Consider the following 19,178-nt stretch of genomic DNA (forward strand, 5'->3'; position numbering starts at 1 on the left):
GCACTCCTCGACCAGTTCACTCCCGCAGAATGCGCAAACTACTTCAGGGCTGCTGGATATGACCCGGATTAAGCCGGACGTGCTCTAGAGCTCAATGGCCTTGGCGAGGTCGGCCATGCCGGCGCAGCCGAGCACGATGGCCCCCGCTTCGTCATCGTTGCAGCCCCGCCGGTATTCCTCTGTGGTTGATCACCTCGATGCGCATGCGTGCTTCCTCCGGATGCTGGTTGCAAGCAGACGCCCCGGCAGGAGCAACGAGACCGGGGCGCCTGCCGTCATCAGGCGCGGAAACGCTGCGCCGGGCCCCAGTACCGCATCAAGAGCCAGTAGATTCAGCCGGCAGGGATCAGGCTCCCCCAGCCTCACGGCAAAATAGATTGCGTTCGCACTCTATTTAGATTATAGATTATCATCACAATCTAAAAGGAGATTGACGATGCGTGTGAGTCGCAAACAGGCCGCGGAAAACCGCGAAACCGTGATCGATGTGGCGAGCCGCCTTTTCCGGGAACATGGCTTTGACGGCATCGGCCTGAAGGATCTCATGAAGGGCGCCGGGCTGACCCAGGGCGCCTTTTACAAGCAGTTCGCGTCCAAGGAGGATCTGGCGGTGCAGGCGTCCAGACGGGCGCTGGAGAGCGCCACCCACCGATGGGCGGACGCGACCGCGGCGAACCCCGAGGATCCACTTGGCGCGGTGACCGCGTTCTACCTCAGTATGGACCATCGCGGAGAAAGGATGGACGGCTGCCCGATCGTAGCGCTCGGCTCAGATGCGGCCAGACAGGGCAGCGACGTGAAGGCGTCGTTCGAAGCCGGGATCAAGGAGCATCTCGAAGTGCTGGGCCGCTTGATTGGCGAGACCGATGGCGAGGAGCCGGATGGCAAGGCCATGGCCGTTCTCTCGACCATGGTCGGTGCGGTGATGCTGTCGCGCATCGTCAACGACCTCGTCCTCGCCCAGGCCCTTCTAGACGCGGGGAGAGAACAGGTCCGCGAAGCCACCGCCGCTTGAACGGCGCGGGCAGCACTGGCGGCGCACCCAAATTGATAGGAGAATGAATGCGACGGGTTGTTGTTACGGGCGTGGGAGCGGTCACGCCCCTTGCCGCCGATGTCAAAGCGTCCTGGTTGCGTCTCCTGACCGGTCGCTCAGGCATCCGGAGACTTCCGGACGATATGGTGGGAGATCTGCCGGCAAAACTCGGCGGCGTTGTACCATCCTTGGAAGAAGACCCCGAAGCCGGCTTCGATCCGAATACCGTCTTTGCGCCGAAGGACCAGCGCAAGGTGGACCGGTTCATCCTCTTCGGGCTCGCAGCTGCACAGGAGGCGCTCGCCCATGCGAGGTGGACACCCCTTTCGGAATCAGCGCGCCTGCGCACGGCCACGATCATCGCCTCGGGCATCGGCGGCTTCCCCGCCATCACCGAGGCGGTGCGCACCGTGGACACGTGCGGTGTCCGCCGCCTGTCGCCTTTCACGGTGCCGTCCTTTCTGGTGAACCTCGCGGCCGGCCACATCTCGATCCGCCACGGCTTCAAGGGTCCACTCGGCGCACCGGTGACGGCGTGCGCGGCCGGCATTCAGGCGATCGGCGATGCGGCCCGTCTCATTCGCGCCGATGAAGCCGATATCGCCGTCTGCGGCGGGACGGAAGCATGCATGAATATCGTCAGTCTCGGCGGTTTTGCTGCGGCTCGCTCCCTTTCCACCGGCTTCAACGAGACACCGGCTCAAGCCTCGCGCCCCTTTGATACATCGCGGGACGGCTTTGTCATGGGCGAAGGAGCCGGCATTCTGGTCATCGAAGAATTGAGCCACGCCCTTACGCGCGGTGCGAAGCCGATCGCAGAGCTCGTCGGCTACGGCACGACGGCGGACGCTCATCACGTCACCTCCGGCCCCGAGGACGGCGACGGTGCGCGTCGGGCCATGGAGATCGCGATTGCACAGGCCGGAATTTCCGCGCGTGAGATTCGCCACCTCAATGCGCATGCGACCTCCACGCCGATCGGCGACCTCGGGGAAATCGCGGCGATCAGAAGCGTCTTCGGCACGGACTCCACCATAGCCGTCAGCGCAACGAAATCGGCGACCGGACACTTGCTCGGAGCCGCCGGCGGGCTTGGTGCCATCTTCGCAATCCTGGCACTCAGGGATCAGGTGGCACCGCCGACCCTCAATCTGAGCGCTCCCGATCCGGCCGGCGACGGGATCGACTTTGTTGCAAATCGGGCCCGGCCGATGGCGATGGACTACGCTATCGCCAATGGCTTCGGCTTCGGAGGGGTCAATGCCAGCGCGCTGTTCCGACGCTGGACGGACGAACCGACCGGCGCGAGCAACGGAGGTGCCGGAGATTGAAGCATTCTCTCTGACCGTTCCTGTCCTTTTCCAATCCACCGGAACCCTCGGCTGACGAGCGGAAGCGACGTCCCAGAAACCAACCCAGCACAAAGAAAGAAGTGATTTCCATGAACAAGACCAACCTTGGCGTCGCCCTGGTGACAGGAGCATCCTCCGGCATCGGGCACGCAACGGCCCTAGCCTTGCAGAACGCGGGCTATCGCGTATTCGGAACCAGCCGTCGCGCGGTCGCCGAACGATCCGACGGTGTCACCATGCTGACCTGCGACGTGACCGATGACGCGTCCGTGGCGAAGCTGATCGATGTCGTGCTGGCCAAAGCCCGGCGCATCGACCTGCTCGTCAACAATGCCGGCATGGGTCTGTTTGGCGGCGCGGAGGAGTCCTCGATAACCCAGGCTCAAGCGCTGTTCGACGTGAACGTGTTCGGCGTCCTCCGCGTGACCAACGCGGTGTTGCCCATAATGCGACGCCAAGGAAAGGGCAGGATCGTCAATTTGAGCTCGGTGCAGGGCTTCATCCCGGCTCCCTATTTCGCGCTCTATTCGTTGACCAAACATGCCATCGAAGGCTATTCCGAATCGCTCGACCACGAACTGCGTCCGTTCGGAATTCGCGTGGCATTGATCGAGCCCGCCTATACCCTCACGTCATTCGAAGAGAATCTCGCAAAGCCGGATCAGTTGCTTGATATCTATGACTCTGCGCGTACTGGCATGACTGCAGCCGTGCGGAAGGCGATGGAAAGAGGCGATGCTCCCGAAGTCGTAGCCGAGACGGTCTTGAAAGCCGCGACCGATCCAGAACCGAAGAAGCGCTATGCGGCGGGAAAAATGGCCCGCCAGGTCAGTTTCCTGCGCCGTTTCGTCCCCGCATCCGCATTCGACAAGAGCCTTCGGAAGCAAAACGGCCTGCCAGTCTAAGCTGGCATCCTATTTCAGTCGAACCGGCAGGAGTGTCAGCGCGTTTCAGGAGATCACAGTTTTGGCACTGCGCGAGGAAGGCACACATCTCCGAAGCGCTGGAGTCCTGAAGTCTCAGCGGCTCCTGGCGTCAGCAGCCTCAGCTTCCGTGTGCGGTGAATACGCGAATCGCATCCCCGTTGGTCATGCAAAGCGGATTGCCGCCTTGGCACGGGCTTTGGCTGCCTCTTCCTCGCGGTTACGCGGATGCTGTGAGGTTTCAAGGGTATCGAGAAGTTCGCGAACAGAAGCCGCGATGGCATCGACCGCGCGTTCGAAGGCTTCCTCGTTTCGCTTTGAGGGCCGTGTCGAACCGCTCACTTTGCGGACGAACTGAAGCGCCGCGTCATGGATTTCCTCCTCGGTGGCCGGTGGATCGAAATTGAATAGAGTCTTGATATTTCGGCACATTGCTTCCTCCCTTCCACACTGAAAAGTGCCAGAACCGTCGTGTGGCCGGCAACTCCTTGATATCTCGTAGAAGCGCCTCCGTCGATTCGAGCCGGTGGTGCCGTTGCCTCGACACCGCGCGTCTGCTTGGCCTGGGCGGAGTCGCGCCGCTCGAACTGCTCAACTCCTTCTTCGACGACACCTCGCGCGGGCCTGAGCAAGGCGACGCCCTACTCTCTTGGCTTCGCGAGCAACGCTTTGACGGCCCGGCCGTATGTCACGCACCAACATCATCGGCTTGACCGCGAAGCGCCGGCGCGCGGCGAAAGCCTGTTCAGTCGCTGTGGCGGCTGCCTGCCGTTCTCGATCTTAGCGAGTGGATCTAGGCCTTTATCCATGGTGGGTACGCGGTTCACTTCGTCGAACGGTCGCCCCGGAGCGCGCCTTGCGCGCGGGTGCCTCGCCGCTCCTCCCACGCTTCGGCTATCCGCGGCAGATTATCGACGATACAGTCTGTCAGGAGCCGAACCTTCTCCGCAGCTTCGTGCCCCAGCGGCGTGAGCCTGTACTCCACGTGCGGCGGCACGACTTCATACGCGATGCGGTCGATCAGCCCGTCTCCCTCCAGCTGCTGGAGGGTTTGAGCCAGCATTCGCTCGCTCACACCTCCAATCTTACGTCTCAACGCATTGAAGCGCTGCGTTCCGCCTACCAAAGCGATCAGCACCAATATGCCCCACCGGCTCGTGATGTGTTGAAGTATCTGACGCGAGGGGTAGGCCTGGACCATCACATCTCCACGCCGTAGCTTTTAGACACGCACATTTCATCACCGTAAATTGCCGCAAAAGAGTTTGCAAAGCTTCCTACGGCGATGGGCTGCACCAGTCTGCTGCACGTGCAGGGTGAACACGTCATGCTACCAGATTTTATAAGGCGTTCCTATGGTCAGCGAAGCCGAGCGCGATCACTTGCGGGCCGGCTCAAATAGCTCGACCAGGTTTCCTGAGGGATCGATCATCAGGATCTGCGATCCGCCAGGCCCCGTGACGATGTCGTTGCGGAAATGGACCCCTTCAGCCCGCAGGCGCTCCACCTCAGCGGGCAAATCCTCGACAATGAGGTGAATCCGGTTCCAACCTCCTGGCTGGGGCCGTTCGCCATCGGGCATCGGTCGACCAGCCGAGCTCTTGGGACCGCTCAGCAGGAGCCGCAGCGATCCACGTTTGACGTCGGCAAATGCAGGGACGTAGTTGGACAAAAGAGAAAAGCCGAGATGACGCGTGTACCATTCCACGGCGGCTTCGACGTCCTCGACCATATAGCGCACATTGACGGTATCTTTCGACATCTCTTCCTCCGGCGTTGCATTCGACTGAACAATTATTCAACGAAGTTCGTTATCGGTTTTCGTTAACGGAATCAACAAGCGATGAAACACCGCGACCTGCTATCGGGACTGGTGAGGCTGCATGTTCTTCACCACGCAGCCGAACAGGAAATCTACGGCCAGTGGATGATCGAGGAGTTGGCCAGCCACGGCTACCGGCTGTCCCCGGGCACCCTCTACCCCATGCTGCACAAGATGCAGCGCGACGGTTATCTCACCTGTCGTGAAGAGCGGCACGGCCGCTCCGTGCGCAAGCTCTATCGCATTACCGATCTGGGTCGCGAAGGTCTGGACATGGCGAAGAAACGAGTTCGGGAATTCACCGGGGAGGCAATGAGCGATGAATGAGACGACGATGGAGGCACCCGCACGCATGCAGAACCGCAAGGGGAGCCCGGGCGAGGTCTTTGTTGCCTTCCTGAAGTTGGGGGTGACCTCCTTCGGCGGACCGATCGCGCATCTCGGCTATTTCCGCGACGAACTCGTCGTCCGCCAGCGCTGGATCGACGAGAAGGGATACGCAGACCTCGTTGCTCTCTGTCAGTTCCTGCCTGGCCCGGCATCGAGCCAGGTCGGCTTCGCGCTCGGGCTCCTGCGGGGTGGCCCGCTGGGCGCTGCAGCCGCCTGGACCGCTTTCACGCTACCATCAGCCATCTTGCTCGTGCTGTTCGCACTCGGTGCCGCTGCCTTCGGCGGGCCGGTCGGGTCCGGCATCATTCACGGCCTGAAGGTGGTCGCTGTCGCCATAGTTGCCCAGGCCGTCTGGGGCATGGCGAGGATCCTCTGCCCCGACCGGGAGCGCGCCAGCATCGCGCTCTCCGCCGTGCTCATCGTCGTCTTCGTCTCGGGCTCGATCGGCCAGATCGCCGCGATTGTCGCCGGTGGCCTGGCCGGGCTGTGGCTGTGCCGGACCGAGGGCGAGGCGATCTCCGGGCATATGACCTTTCCAGTCTCGCATGCCGCGGGGACAATGGCGCTCGTCCTGTTCTTCGCCCTGCTCTTCGGGCTGCCGGTCCTTGTCGCGGCGACGGGTGCACAGGGCCTCGCGGTCTTCGACTCCTTCTACCGGGCCGGATCGCTGGTGTTCGGCGGCGGGCACGTGGTTCTGCCGCTGCTCGAGTCGGAAGCTGTCCGCACAGGCTGGGTGTCGGCAGGCCAGTTCCTGACGGGTTATGGCGCTGCCCAGGCCGTGCCCGGCCCGCTCTTCACCTTCGCCGCCTATCTCGGAACCATCCTCGATCCGGAACCCAATGGGCTCATCGGCGCGGCGGTCGCCCTCGTCGCGATCTTCCTCCCGGGTTTTTTGCTGTTCATCGGCGTCATCCCGTACTGGGACGCATTCAGTGCGCGACCGACAGCGCAGGCGCTGATGCGCGACGCGAATGCGGCCGTCGTAGGCATCCTGGGCGCGGCGCTCTATCAGCCGGTGTGGACGAACGCGATCCTCGGACCTTACGAGTTCGCGCTGGCGCTCACCTGCTTCGTTCTCCTCATGGCGTGGAAAGCGTCCCCCTGGATCGTGGTCATCGTCTTTGCTGCCGGGGGCGTCCTGATCGGGCTCGTCTGAGAGGCAGCGGGGCGGTCGAAAACATCGAAATTCGATAGCGGGAGCCGATAAAATCGCTCCCCGTTAAGCGAGATCGGAGAATAGGGGGTTGCAACGGTGCTCGACGCCTTCACCGTCATGGCCGGCCTTACATTGGTGCTCTTCTTTGCCGGCAGGTTGGTCCAAGGGACACTCGCCTTTGCCCATGGCTTCGGCCTTTCCGTATTCGTCGTCAGCATTGTCTTTCTCGGCTTTGACCCCGAGAACCTGACTGTCGGCGCAGTGGGGACGTACGAGGAAGCGGCGGGCATCGCCATCGGCACCATCATCGGCGCGGCCATGGTGGCGATTGCGCTGGCGTTCGGGACTACCGTGCTGATCGTTCCGCTCAAGTTCGAGCAGGCGCCCGTGTGGTGCTGGTCGTTCCGGTTCTCGCGGTGACATTGCTGGGGCTTCTGGCATCGGACGGCAAACTCTCGCGGCTCGATGGTATCCTCCTCCTTGTCGGCTATGCCACTTCCATTCTCTATCTCTTCTGGCTGAGCCGCCGCGGGGTCGACATCCAGGGGTCAGGTCTTGGCAAGAAAACCGAAAAAGCGGAAGGCATCGGCCGTACCAAGGCGATCGGCCTGATGCTGCTCTCCCTGGTGATGATCGTGTTGGGTAGCGAACTCTTGGTGCATGGCGCGCGCAATCTGATTGACCGGCTCGGCCTCTCCCAGACGCTGATTGGGATGACCGTGGTGGCGCTGGCGATCAGCATCGAGGAGCTCGTCCGCGAGCTTCCGGCCGCCTTGCGGGGACATCCGGAGATTGCCTTCGGCAACGTCGCGGGTTCCGTGCTGACGTTCTTCCTGTTCAACGCCGGCGCCATCGCGCTGATCCGGCCCCTGCCAATCGATGCGGCGACTATGAGCTTTTACCTTCCAGTCGCTGCCGGCACGGTTGTCCTGATCTCGGTGCTTCTGCTGTTTCGCCAGGTACCGCGTTGGGCGGGCGCGCTGCTCGTCGCCATCTACATCTGCTTTGCGGTGGGCGGATATCTACTCTTTGGAGCGACGCCGACGGCGGGATGACCAGGCACATGTCGTCGGGCCACCGTACCGTGTTCGTCGACATTCAGCGCCTGGGTGGTTACTTCCTTGCCGAGAGTGGTCTGCCGAGTTCCCTCGGGTCATTGCGGTTCGGCGGGGCGACGGTGCGATAGTAGTCTGAGTGCCAGCGCCCCAATAGGCAGGGCGCTGCAGCAACAACGGCGATGAGCACGCGTCTCACATATACTTCGTTACATCGATTTGTCTGCCTCGGCCTGATCGGAGCCCTGCTGGAGAAAGTCGGAATCGAAGGTGGCCGAATCCAGCCGCTGCGCCCATCCCATGATCGGGATCATCTTGTTGTCCGGCCCGCCCCGCACGGGGTTCATGAACTCCCAGGCGATCTCCCCTTCCGGCGTGACCTCCACGAGGCGCCCGCCATCCGCTTCCGTTATCAGCGTATTGCCGTTGGCGAGCCGCTGCTGGTCGCCGCGGATGTCGCTGGCGAACGGATGCTCGGCCGTGCCCTTGTATTGCCAGACAATCTCCATTGTGCGGGGATCGAACTCGATGATCCGGGAGATACCCTCGGGTCCTGCGTAGTTCGCGCGGTTGTCGAACAAGAGGATATTGCCGTTCGGTTGAATGTCAGGGTCGTGTTGGCCGATCCACGGGCCCTGGGTGGCCCAGACGATCGCCTCGGTCTGCGGGTCAATGACGGCGATGGCATTGAGCTCACGGAAGGAAAGCAGCACTTGGCCCTCCTTGCCGAAAGCGAAATTAACTGCCGCCTTTTGATCGATGTAATCGACCGCATTGGCATGCAATGGATCGGCGAGCGAAAAGCTCGACATCGTATAGAGCAGGTGCCGGTACTTTGACTCGGCAATAGCAGAGGCCAGACGAATCTTCTGGAGTTCTTTGCCATCCGGCGACAGGATGACGAGGAAGTCTTCGAGCCGCGGCGATTCCAGATGACCGTACCCGCTGAGGGTTTCGTCGACGATCTCGTGGGTCAGCACGTAGATCTTGCCGCCGGGACCCACGTTCAACTGATGGTGAGCGCGGCCGGGATAGAACCAGATCGCCTCGGAGTTGCGGTCGAGCTTGACCACGCCATAGCCATACGGTGTGTCACCATTGCCTTCGTAGAGGGCCACGAGATCGCCGTTCGGATAAACATGGGCATTGCGGAAATGAACGAACTCGTCGGGACGCGGTTTTTGCACGCCGCCGGCGCCCGCCTTCCAGACCGTGCTGAACGCGCGGCGCCACTCGTGCACCACGTCACCGTTCATGTCGATGAGGTAGGCGGCCGGCGCGTTCCCGGCGGTATAAAGCGTCAGGCCATCCTGCGCCCGGCCCCGCTCATAAACGGTGACCCCTTTGTCGGAACGACGCTCCCGCCTCCAAATGTCGCCGCTATAGACGTTCTGGTATTGTGTCTGCTGGCGATAGAGCGCCATGCCGGCTTCATAGGCGCGCGCGATTTGCGGCGCGGGAAATATCTGGCCGATGGTGATGAGGATCCCGACGAGAAAAGTGAGCGCCAGCAGCGCGACGTACGAGAGGCCGCGAAAAATCCGGTCCAGGAGCAGCTCGCCTTTGGGCGTACGCGTTTCGGGAGCGCTTGCTTGAGCCATATCTGTTCCGTATCCTTGAGGAAGGGCTTGCCGAGGATGGTCGGAAGGCGCCTCTAATCAAGCGTAGAACGGCACCATCGGTTTTCGATATCGATGGTCAATGGCAAGAATATGGTCCGCGGCCAACCCTCTTGCAGTGACGCTCCTGCTTATTTGGCCCCGAAGAAGACTTTAGGACGCAGAGACTTTCGGGCAGGTCATTTACTATGCGCCACCGCCATCGGCGGCGCTTCCCGAGCCGGCCCTCCCGGTGTTATGCAGTAGCCGCTATTTCAAGACGACGACGGCTTCGACCTCGAAGAGCATGGGGTCAATTGCAAGCTTTGGCACTGGAACCAGCGTCTGCGCCGGCAGTGCTTCACCGAACATTTCCTCGACGTTCTGGGTCAACACCCCAAGCTTCGACATATCATGATCGATCACGAAAACCGTGAGCTTGGCGACCTGGTCTAGCCTGGCGCCGAGTGCGGTGCGCAAGTTTGCGTAGGCCTGCTTAACCTGGACAGCGAAGTCGGGCGACAAGGCCCCCGTGCTGTCCTAGCCGCCCTGCCCGGAGACGTAGGCAACCCGGGCATTGGGGGGGGGGTATCACGGCCGTGCTGTAGCCATTCGGCGACGGGTCGTAGAGGTTTTTTGGATTGACGATGCGTCGGCTGGCCGATCGCCTCGGCTCGGGCGAGATGAGCCTTTATTGGCACATCGACAACAAAGAGGATGTCTTTGATCTGGCGCTCGACTCGGTGCTCGAATATCGCGGACCGTCGCAATGGTTGAGTCTCAAGACTGGCGCGGAGAAGTCGTTCATATGCCGGAAGACTGGCGTGCCAGTATGTTGCGCCATCCTTGGTCGGCATCGCTGTTGCCGGGTCGGGCGCTCGGCCCGAACATCCTCTGCCGCCTGGAACTGCTAGCAGGACCTTGTCCAGAACCGGTGTTGCGGACGCGGATATGAACGTCGCGATATGGTCGCTCTGGAACTATGTGATGGACGCCACTATCACCGGGCAAGCTTCAACCTCTCGCACGACGATAGGGCCGCCGCCCAGCAACGCCTTACACGCCTCAGCCAACGCCATCCGACAATCGAACGCTCTCGCCTGCTGTTGGCGTCTTCCGAAAAGGCCTCGACTTCCTGCTTGATGGCCTCACCCCGAGACAATGAACTTGTCTGCGCGCTGCCCTACCGATGGAACTGCTGTTTTGACAGCGGCTTTCCACCTTCTAGCGTCAACGCTGCCGGTTGGTGGCAATGACCGGCTTGGGGCTCGACTTTGCCATTCACCTCATCTGACGGGACGACGTAATTGCGGACAAAGCCGTCGTTCACGGGATAACCGCTCCCACGAGAACATCGAGGCGAGAACGCGATCTGTGGACCGGTTCGGCTTCACGTCGACGATCCGATTTTCGGGCGGTGTGCGCGTCTCGACGGCGGCCCCCTCGGTATACCCCCGTCAGCAGCGATATGGCGGAGGTTGATGTCCCGGCGGGAGGTTGGGATCCCAGTCCCTGCAGTGGCCTGGAGGCGGCAGATGGCCGGGAGGTATATCGCCGCGTCGAACGGCTGGTTGCCTTTCGATCACACGAACATCCCTAGACCGATACTCCATTCGCTCATCCCAGCCGCTGTTCCACTCTCGCTCCCACCGATCGCGGTCGCGATACCAGGGGCGGTCATAGTACCAGCGGTTCCAGTAGCTGCCGAATTCGAATGTCGCCGGTGGGCGGGACAACGGTTCGCCTGGTATCCGCACCCGCTACCACCCGACCTACTACGCCGCCTATGCGCTCGATCCCGATGGCAACAACATCGAGGTCGTCTGTCAGGCCGAGTGATCGAGATGCGGCGGCACATCATATGCAACTCGCCTCAATCCGTATCCGGCTGCGATTTGATGAGTCGGTCAGCTAGACGAAGGCCGCCTTTTCCAGTCCGGTAGCACTGCGTTGCGGAAGCAAGTTGTCCATCAAAACCCAGAAATCGCTACTGTCCCCGTTCTTTGACCTGCCGCTTATCCGATTCAGGCTGACAGACCAGATAGTCTATCCGCACTATCTGGTCCGTCCTTAGCGGCAATGATATTTGTAGTTCGTCGACGACTCGAAAGGTAAATGTCGCTTCTCTCATGATCGCATCATCATTGCTGACGACCACCCGATCTTCCGGGAGGGTCTCGCGCGTCTGATCCAGCGTTATCAACCGGAGGCTGACGTCGACCAAGCCGCCACCATCGAGGAAGTACTCACTCTTGCCGGAGCCGGGCCAGTTTCGAACACCTTCATCCTTGATCTAATGTTTGCAACTGGGAACCTGGAAGCGTCTCTCCCAGATTTGCGCCGGAGTTTCAGTCGTACCTCTATCATTATTGTTTCAATGGTCAACGACTTGGATACCGCCACGCGTATCATGAACGCGGACGCCGATGGCTTTATCTGCAAGAGCTTACCACCGCACGAGATCGTGGCGGCCGTTGCTGCGGTACGGGGCGGCGATGCGGTCTTGCAGTTGGAGGCCTCTGGCCTACCCGCCAACGAAGCTGACACGTCGCTTGCAGGCCTTACTCAGCGCCAGCTTGATGTATTGCTTTTGCTCTCCCGCCGCCTAAGCAACAAGGAAATCGGTCTGGAGCTTGATATTTCTCCCTTTACGGCCCGCATCCACGTCTCGGTCGTACTTAAAGCCTTAGGCGTCACTACCCGCGCAGGCGCTGCGGCCAAAGCCATCGCTAGGGGCGTTTGTCAATGAGACCGCGCAACGATCTCTGTTGTTAAGACCGAGCGCAGCTCTGCAGGCCGCACCGGTTTTGCGAGGATTGGAACGCAATCGTCACCCAGTTCTTGCCTCACCCGTGTTTCATCGTGGCCTGTCACAACAATTGCCGGGATGGAGCGGTCAATCAGTTGCCGGACAGTGACAATACAGTCCGCCCCGGTTTTCTTGCCGCCGAGATCGTAGTCGGTGATCACCACATCCCATGTACTTCCAGTTTTCGGAATGCCGGCCTCAGCCTGCACCACGCAGCCCCATTTCTGAAGTAGGGTGGCGGTGGCCAGCAACACGTCCTCATCGTCCTCCACCAGCAACACCCGCAAGCCTGCCATGGCGGACGGTGCCCGCATTACCGCCGAAGACGACTTCACCGCCCGCGCAGCGCAGGGTTCCAGCCCGTCGATGACCACGGATGTACCACGTCCGGTAGTCGAGCGCAGCTCGACGTCCAGCCCCATCAGACCGCCGACACGCCGGACGATCGACAAGCCGAGGCCGACACCCTCAACGTCACGGTCGCCGCGCTCTCGGACCTGGTAGAACTCGTCGAACACCTGTTCAAGGTGTTCCTCCGGAATGCCTGGACCACGATCGTAGACCTCAATCGCCACCCTGCCTTTTCGCCGGCGGCAGCCGATCAGGACCGGTGAGCCGGGGGCATATTTAAGCGCATTGCTAACGATGTTCTGCAGCATAGTCGACAGCAGTGCAGGGTCGGCGCGAACGACCAAGCTGCACTGCACGGCCCGCAGTTCCACATCCGCCCATTGTGCCATTTCGGAATACTGACGCACCACCTCGGCGATCACATCGCCAACACGAACCGGCGCCAGCTTCGGCTCAACCTTGCCACTGTCCAGTGTCGCGATATCCAGGAGTGACCGGAACAGGCCCGCAACGCTATGCAGCGAGCGGTCGATGTTCTCTACCAGCTGCTGTTCCTCTTGGCCCAGACCCGCATCACGCAGGCACGCCGTGAAAAGGCTGATTGCGTGAATCGGCTGGCGCAGGTCATGGCTTGCCTGGGCAAGGAAGTTCGATTTGGCCAGGCTGGCTTCGCGAGCCTCATCGAGCGCGTCGCGCAAGGCCCTTTGCAGGCTGTTGATATAGGCCGGCACGATCAATGTGGTCAGTACCAAGGTGATGATGATGTATGGATCGCTGCGCCACTGCTCATTGAACACAGTCGCGATCGCTATCGCCGCGAGTGCCATGCAAGTCGCTGCCAGTAGATACCCCGAGCCGAACCGCATGCCGTTGCCCACGGTCACCCACAGCAAGGTCGCGTAGATCGGGAGCATCGACATGCCGCCAACAGCCATAGCCAAGGTCATCGCGCCATAGTCGCCGCACATCGCGACCATGCGGCGCCAGACGAAATGCCCCGGCCGCCGGACGATGTGCCACAACAACATGACCGAGATCGGGAAATATGCCAGCACGCCAATGACAGTCACCCGCTCCGCCAACGTGTTTAGGCCGTCACTCGCAAACACCGTCACGATGTAAATGTCGAATAGCGGGACCAGCACGAGCCGAACAAGTGCCTGCCCACGCTCGGCATCAATCCTTCCCGTTGCCATCCGCAATTGGCGTGCAAGCCAACCTCGCAAGGTCGATGTCGGCTTCGCCATCGCATTCCCCATCGTTATTCTCTGATTTTGATCAAGCTGAAGTTTTGAACTCGAAGCCGGCTAGGCCTTGTCGGCTCACCCCTCGGAGTCTCAGCGAGCAACACCTCTTTTCCAGGTCGCGATCAAGTTTGCCGAATGCGGCTACTGCGCAACGAGCTCGACCCGCCGGTTGCGAGACCGACCGGTTTCGTCCGCATTGCTTGTGACAGGCACCAGGGATGCAACGCCCTTCGCTATCAGGCGGGCACCGTCGATGCCGTAGGATCCGCTCAACGCCCCAGCGACAGCGGCAGCCCGCGCCTGTGAGAGCGCGACATTGGAATCCAAAGACCCCACATTGTCTGTGTGACCAACCACGTAGACCCTCAGTTCGGGGTACGCTTCGAGCAGCTTGGCCATCTCTGCCAGTGCCGCCTCGGATTCCGGCTCGACCTCGGCCTTGCCCGTATCGAAATAGACACCGGGCACGGCCACATGGCCTTGCCGTTTCAGCGACCGCTCCAGCTCATCGGCCTGCAGCACCTTGACCTGATCTGTCTCGAGCACTGCCGCTTCCACCACCTGCTGATAAAGCACCGTCCGCTTGTTCGCGGTATCCTCAATCACGTGCAGGAATATGTGGACGTTACCATCAGCATCGCTTCGGGACGCCAGAAGCGCGCGCTCGGCAGTCTCGCCAAAAAAAGCGTCACCAAAGCCCGGTGGCCGTATCCTGCCGCTGTTGGAAATGAACGCCATCATGTCTATGCCGCAGTCCTCGTGATTGCCGCACGCAAACAGTGTCTCGAACCCGGCTTGTGACAGCGCGTGCTCATAGTTGCGCATGACTTCAAGTGCAGAATGCTTGCCGGCTATGCGGTATCCGATCCGCGTCACCTTGCCTTCGACCTCGAGCAGTTCGCCAGGTGCCTCGCCATCGTCGATCCTGCCGGCCGGCAGGATTGCCGCATCGAACTCCCTGACCTCGTATGCCCTGATGGTCGCCGTTGGAAAGCGGCCCAGCACCGGGTGGTCGGAAGACCCTTCAATATCGCCAGCAAAGCCCACACCCGCCGGCAACATGCTGCACGCAAGTGCGATACCGGCAATCCATTTCCACACCATGCCAATCCTCCTGTTTCATCCTGTTTGAGCCGCTTGAAGCATCGAGGGCGGGACACGCTCATGCGATGGGGCCAGCCGCAGCACTCTGTCAGTCATGGCCAGCGTCGAATCACGATGGGCGATGACGATACGCGTCATCTGCAACGTCCCGACCGCACGGTTGATCGCTTCTTCATTGGTGTTGTCGAGATGGCTCGTCGCCTCGTCCATGAGCAGAATTGCGGGCCGTCTGTAGATCGCACGGGCAAGCACAATGCGCTGTTTCTGGCCGCCTGAAAGGGCGCTGCCCATATCGCCCACCAATGTTTCGTACCCCATCGGCATCCTGACGATCTCATCGTGGATGGCCGCCATTTGCGCGCAGGCCAGCAGCCGGCCGGGGTCCGACGCCATGTCAAAGGATGCGATGTTTTCCGCAATTGATCCGGCAAAAAGGCGGTCATCCTGGAGTACGCAGCCTATACTTCCTCGATAGGCGGAAAGGCCGAGCGAAGACATAGGGACACCATCGATCAACACCTGCCCTTCCGTCGGCTGGACAAGGCCTGCAAGTATCTTGAGCAGTGTCGACTTGCCTGATCCTGAAGGGCCGGCAATGCCAAGACACTCACCCGGCTCAACGCGGAAGCTGAGATCGCTCAGCACCTCCGGCTCATTGTCGGCATACCGAAACCGGACATTCCTGAGCTCGAGCGCACTCGGGCCCTTGGCCAACGGATTGCGTCCAACCGCTGCCAACGATTTCCGCTCCGCTTCTTCAGGGTCGGCCAGTGCGATGTCAGCAAGTCGCTCTCCGTGAAGTGACAGCATCACGAACTGCAGCACCGTATTGATGAAACTGTTGATCCGGGCGACAAACTGGTCCTTGTAGGCTAGGAATGCCACCAGCATGCCTATGGACAGATCACCGGCCAGAATGCCCCTCCCTCCCAGATAGATGAGCAGAATACGGTCCAACCCGAAGAGCGCGTTGCCGAGGGCTGTGAAGACGGCGTCGAACTTGCCGACACGAAGCTCCGCATTCACCCGATCGACCAGATGATTGATCCAGATTCCCCGGCGCCTTTCCTCGAGATTAAGCACCTTAAGGCTGCTGATTCCGCGAACCGATTCCATGAAATGGGAATTCTCATTCGCGCTATGAACGATCGCCTCTTCGGAGATCGTCCTGTAGGGGAGATAGGACAGCGTCCTGATGACCGTATAGAGCGCAACACTGGCAACTACTATGGCAACGAGCCACCCGCCATAGAGCCACATCATGAGGACCAGTGTGATCGACATGACCCCATCCAGCATTGCCTGGATGGCGCTCGACGTGAGCGTGCGCTGAATAGCGTCTATGGAGCTGAAGCGGGACACCACGTCGCCGACGTGGCGCTTTTCGAAGAAGCCGAGCGGAAGGCGCATCAACTGGTCGAAAAGGGATGCTTTCCATTGGAGAACCAGACTTGAGCCGATCAGCATCGTGGTCCATGCGCGAGCGAGGCTGCCCGCCACCTGAAGGACGAGAAGGATGACAAGGCCGAGTGCAACGATTGTCAAAAGATCGTGGTCCGCCGCTACGAACACCTCATCCAGCACAAGCTGGAAACCGATCGGCATTGCGAGCGTCGCCATCTCGATCAGCAATGAAATTGCCAGTACCTGTAACGCCGCGACGCCGATCCCCCTGGTGCGGCGCACCAGATCGGTGATCCTGACACTGGCCTTCTCATTCCTGGGCCGGAACTCCGCGGTCGGCCAAGCTTCGAGGGCGACGCCGGTGAACTGCTGCGACACTTCGGCAAGGGTGAGTACGCGCCGCCCGATCGTGGGATCATGGACCACTATGTGCTTCGCACCCGCCTTTACCAGCACGACGAAGTGATTGTGCCCCCAATGCAGAATGCAGGGCAATCTCAGTTCCGGCAGATCCTCAACCTCCAGCCGCAGCGCGCGCGTTGCGAGATGAAGGCTGCTTCCGAGCTGAACGAGGTCCCTTAAAGTCGTGCCTTTGATCGAGGCCGTAAAGCGCCGGCGGATCGCGGGCAGGTCCAAGGCATGGCCGTATTGGCCGGCAATCATGGCGAGGCAGGCGAGACCGCATTCAGCCGCTTCGGTTTGAAGGATTATGGGTGTTCTCGAGAAGAATCTGCCGGAAATACGCGATGCAAGCCCCGTCGTGCCCAATTTCTAACCTTCCCCTGTCGCCGCGAAGGAGCCGTTCAGACTGTAGAGAGGTTCGAGCACCCACTGATATAACGGGCGTGTCTCCACCAGAACATGGGCTTCAACTTGCATGCCGGCCTGCAGAGGCTCTGGGCGCCCATAAGCCATGACGCGCGCGCTATCAGGTGAGACGGTGATGCGATAAAGCGTTAGTGCTGCCTCCGAATCAAAGTTGCCGGCGTTGAGTTGGGCAATTTCTTCCGGGCGCAGATTGGCGCGCGAGATCAGCGAAACGCTGCCCGGATATTGGCCGAACTTCTGATAGGGAAACGCCTCGTAGCGCAAGAGCACAGGACTGCCTTCCCGTATGAAGCCGATTGCGCTGCTTGGTGCCAACAGCTGCGCGACGAGTGGCCGGTCCTCGGGCATGATGGTCAACAATGGCGTACCTGCGCCAACAGTTTGCCCGGCCAGAGTGATGATGCCGGTGACCTTGCCATCGCGTGGCGCAGTGATCAGCAGTTCTCGCTTGGCCTCGTTCTCCGACAGCTGTTGCTCAGCCGCGCGGATCTGCCGTCTGATTTCTGCTTTTCCTTTTTCGGCAATGAGATCGAAACTGGAGAGTTGATTATCGAGTTCATTCAGGCGCGCCGAGAGCTGAACGAGATCGCGACGCAGGCTTGCAAGCTTCCCTCGCTCTGTATTGAGGGTCTGCAGCCGCGTTTCATATTCGCGTGAAACCGACATACCTTGCAAGATCAGCTCCTGCTGCCGGGCGGCGAACTCACCCATCTGCCGTGTGAATCCCTCACCGAGCACAATTTGCTCTTCAACCTGATCGATTTCGCGCCTGAGATCGCTTCGTTGTGTAACGAGGCCCTGTTTCTCGATCGCATCAAGCTTCCCCTGCCTGGCGAACGCGTTGTGTAACTCATCAAGTTCATCGCGGAGGACGTTTGTTATGCTGTCCTGGGTATTGCCAAGCGCAGTCGTGCTGTCGATGCTGACACGATAGAGCACATCGCCCCTGCGGACACTCGCTCCTTCATGCACCTCCAGGTTCGATACCCATCCCGCCTGGGGCGCGACAATGCGCGTCAGGCCGTCGACCGGAAGGATCAGGCCCGTCACGCGTATGCGACGCGCGTATTCACCGAAGGCAAGGAGGAATGCGATTGCAATCACGACTACGACAGAAAATCCAGCGAAGATCGCCGTTGGTATCGTATTGAGAGCGGTCGGACGTCCCAACCAAGATTGCCGGCGCGCCTCAAGCGATTCAGGTCTGAACAAGGGAGAATTATGGGCCATGAGCACTATAAACAGCAAAGCGGCGCCCGGATCAGGGCGCCTGCTCCTGAAGGCCTGCTATTTGGTCTGCCTAGCGGGCCTTTTCGCTGGTCCGACGAGGATCTGTGCAGCCACCACCGTCCGGCCCTTGCGTCACACCGCCGGCGACAGCGTTCAACTCATCCGCCGAAAGCTCTCGCATAGCGCGCGAGACAACGTTCTTGCTTCCCTCATTTCCAGACATAACGCACCTCGATACCCCGATTGCCATCCCGGGAAAACCCGGCGGATAGGCTCCAGCCATTATTGAAGGAACGGCTGTAAGTCACTCCGCTTCCGCCGACTACCGGAACCGTGCCGTAACCGAATCCACGGTAGATTTCGACGCCGCCGGCCGCGGCATCCATTTCATCTTTCGAAAGCTCGCGCATGAGGACAATACCTCCTATTGCGGCTTGGTAGTGCGCACATCCACATCACCAGTGTCGAACTGGTAATATGTCACAACGGTGCCATCCGCTTTACAGTATCCCCATGATTTTTCGATTGCCTGCCCCCCGGTAACGCAGGCGATTTCCTCGGCGGTCAGTTCACGCATTGTCTGACGATCTTGCCTCTGGTGCTCAGCAACTTTCATATTCACAACTCCTGCTTTGAAAACATTGGATTTGCGCAGGACTTCTATTCACCAGACGTTTCTCAGTCCATTAGCACAGATGCACTACCTCAAATTGAACCGAGCGCACCGTTTGGCGAGCCCGAATTCACACATCGAGCCCATTGCAGACTTCGCTGAATCGCCTGTGGCTAGAGCACGTCCGGCTTAATCCGGGTCATATCCAGCAGCCCTGAAGTAGTTTGCGCATTCTGCGGGAGTGAACTGGTCGAGGAGTG

General features: G+C 60.4%; 18 protein-coding genes and 3 pseudogenes. 10 read left to right on the forward strand and 11 right to left on the reverse strand.

All coding sequences use genetic code 11. The annotated features are described in order from the left end of the window. The first annotated feature begins 436 nt into the window (after positions 1–436). The 3 genes from GPJ75_RS26755 to GPJ75_RS26765 all read left to right on the forward strand — a co-directional run bounded on the left by GPJ75_RS26755 (position 437) and on the right by GPJ75_RS26765 (position 3,293). Positions 437–1,015, forward strand: a complete 579-nt coding sequence (locus GPJ75_RS26755; RefSeq protein ID WP_163273166.1) for a TetR/AcrR family transcriptional regulator — start codon at positions 437–439, stop codon at positions 1,013–1,015. Between the two features lie 47 nt (positions 1,016–1,062). Continuing rightward, on the forward strand, positions 1,063–2,367 hold the full coding sequence (fabF, locus tag GPJ75_RS26760) for a beta-ketoacyl-ACP synthase II (RefSeq protein WP_163273168.1): 1,305 nt from the start codon (positions 1,063–1,065) through the stop codon (positions 2,365–2,367). Between the two features lie 110 nt (positions 2,368–2,477). Next, positions 2,478–3,293: an oxidoreductase gene (locus GPJ75_RS26765; RefSeq protein WP_163273170.1), complete on the forward strand. Its 816-nt coding sequence runs from the start codon at positions 2,478–2,480 to the stop codon at positions 3,291–3,293. A 183-nt stretch (positions 3,294–3,476) separates the two neighbouring features. On the opposite strand, the gene GPJ75_RS26770 is transcribed toward GPJ75_RS26765, so the two are convergent. From GPJ75_RS26770 to GPJ75_RS26780, 3 genes are all read right to left on the reverse strand, one after another. Continuing rightward, a complete protein-coding gene (locus GPJ75_RS26770) occupies positions 3,477–3,743 on the reverse strand; it encodes a DUF2277 domain-containing protein (protein ID WP_163273172.1) in 267 nt (88 codons plus the stop codon). Positions 3,744–4,134: 391 nt separating this feature from the next. Then, positions 4,135–4,512, reverse strand: a complete 378-nt coding sequence (locus GPJ75_RS26775) for a winged helix-turn-helix transcriptional regulator (RefSeq protein ID WP_163273174.1) — start codon at positions 4,510–4,512, stop codon at positions 4,135–4,137. 177 nt (positions 4,513–4,689) lie between these two features. Continuing rightward, positions 4,690–5,073, reverse strand: a complete 384-nt coding sequence (locus GPJ75_RS26780) for a VOC family protein (RefSeq protein WP_163273176.1) — start codon at positions 5,071–5,073, stop codon at positions 4,690–4,692. A gap of 81 nt (positions 5,074–5,154) precedes the next feature. Here GPJ75_RS26780 and GPJ75_RS26785 point away from each other — a divergent pair, with 81 nt between their 5' ends. The 4 genes from GPJ75_RS26785 to GPJ75_RS26795 all read left to right on the forward strand — a co-directional run bounded on the left by GPJ75_RS26785 (position 5,155) and on the right by GPJ75_RS26795 (position 7,734). Next, positions 5,155–5,460: a PadR family transcriptional regulator gene (locus GPJ75_RS26785; protein ID WP_163273178.1), complete on the forward strand. Its 306-nt coding sequence runs from the start codon at positions 5,155–5,157 to the stop codon at positions 5,458–5,460. Further along, complete coding sequence (gene chrA, locus GPJ75_RS26790; protein WP_163273180.1) at positions 5,453–6,679, forward strand: chromate efflux transporter; 1,227 nt, start codon at positions 5,453–5,455, stop codon at positions 6,677–6,679. The genes GPJ75_RS26785 and chrA overlap by 8 nt, the downstream gene beginning before the upstream one ends. A 96-nt stretch (positions 6,680–6,775) precedes the next feature. Next, positions 6,776–7,099, forward strand: coding sequence for a hypothetical protein (locus GPJ75_RS27250; RefSeq protein ID WP_205602649.1), 324 nt, complete (start codon positions 6,776–6,778; stop codon positions 7,097–7,099). Continuing rightward, positions 7,069–7,734 (forward strand): sodium:calcium antiporter, encoded by a 666-nt coding sequence (locus tag GPJ75_RS26795; RefSeq protein WP_205602650.1) that lies wholly within the window; start codon positions 7,069–7,071, stop codon positions 7,732–7,734. The genes GPJ75_RS27250 and GPJ75_RS26795 overlap by 31 nt, the downstream gene beginning before the upstream one ends. Positions 7,735–7,943: 209 nt before the next feature. Here GPJ75_RS26795 and GPJ75_RS26800 read toward each other — a convergent pair whose 3' ends face one another. Next, a complete protein-coding gene (locus tag GPJ75_RS26800) occupies positions 7,944–9,335 on the reverse strand; it encodes an arylsulfotransferase family protein (RefSeq protein ID WP_163273182.1) in 1,392 nt (463 codons plus the stop codon). 267 nt (positions 9,336–9,602) lie between these two features. Continuing rightward, positions 9,603–9,981: pseudogene (locus tag GPJ75_RS26805) on the reverse strand (RidA family protein); the annotation flags it as partial. On the opposite strand from GPJ75_RS26805, the pseudogene GPJ75_RS26810 reads away from it, so the two are divergent. From GPJ75_RS26810 to GPJ75_RS26815, 3 genes and pseudogenes are all read left to right on the forward strand, one after another. Then, positions 9,980–10,497, forward strand: a pseudogene (locus tag GPJ75_RS26810) (TetR/AcrR family transcriptional regulator). The pseudogenes GPJ75_RS26805 and GPJ75_RS26810 sit on opposite strands and share 2 nt — an antisense overlap. 554 nt (positions 10,498–11,051) lie before the next feature. Then, positions 11,052–11,171: pseudogene (locus GPJ75_RS27520) on the forward strand (VOC family protein); the annotation flags it as partial. Positions 11,172–11,475: 304 nt separating this feature from the next. Beyond that, entirely contained in the window at positions 11,476–12,081 is a 606-nt protein-coding gene (locus tag GPJ75_RS26815; RefSeq protein ID WP_281354844.1) for a response regulator, read from the forward strand. Here the strand turns inward: GPJ75_RS26815 and GPJ75_RS26820 are convergent. The 6 genes from GPJ75_RS26820 to GPJ75_RS26845 form a co-directional block, all read right to left on the reverse strand. Further along, positions 12,075–13,739 (reverse strand): hybrid sensor histidine kinase/response regulator, encoded by a 1,665-nt coding sequence (locus tag GPJ75_RS26820; RefSeq protein ID WP_205602651.1) that lies wholly within the window; start codon positions 13,737–13,739, stop codon positions 12,075–12,077. The two genes, GPJ75_RS26815 and GPJ75_RS26820, sit on opposite strands and share 7 nt — an antisense overlap. 141 nt (positions 13,740–13,880) lie before the next feature. Next, a complete protein-coding gene (locus GPJ75_RS26825) occupies positions 13,881–14,843 on the reverse strand; it encodes an OmpA family protein (protein WP_163273184.1) in 963 nt (320 codons plus the stop codon). 15 nt (positions 14,844–14,858) lie between these two features. Then, a complete protein-coding gene (locus GPJ75_RS26830) occupies positions 14,859–17,015 on the reverse strand; it encodes a peptidase domain-containing ABC transporter (protein ID WP_246249319.1) in 2,157 nt (718 codons plus the stop codon). A gap of 3 nt (positions 17,016–17,018) precedes the next feature. Continuing rightward, positions 17,019–18,245: an HlyD family secretion protein gene (locus GPJ75_RS26835; RefSeq protein WP_163273186.1), complete on the reverse strand. Its 1,227-nt coding sequence runs from the start codon at positions 18,243–18,245 to the stop codon at positions 17,019–17,021. A 269-nt stretch (positions 18,246–18,514) separates the two neighbouring features. Then, the gene (locus tag GPJ75_RS26840; protein WP_163273188.1) at positions 18,515–18,715 is read right to left on the reverse strand and encodes a hypothetical protein; all 201 of its coding nucleotides are present in this window, start codon (positions 18,713–18,715) and stop codon (positions 18,515–18,517) included. 14 nt (positions 18,716–18,729) lie between these two features. After that, positions 18,730–18,921 carry a hypothetical protein gene (locus GPJ75_RS26845; protein ID WP_163273190.1) on the reverse strand — a complete coding sequence of 64 codons (192 nt, stop codon included), beginning with the start codon at positions 18,919–18,921 and terminating at the stop codon, positions 18,730–18,732. Positions 18,922–19,178: the final 257 nt, after the last annotated feature.

It is taken from the genome of Chelativorans alearensis (assembly GCF_010993735.1).
In the GTDB taxonomy this organism is placed as follows: Bacteria; Pseudomonadota; Alphaproteobacteria; order Rhizobiales; family Rhizobiaceae; genus Chelativorans; species Chelativorans alearense.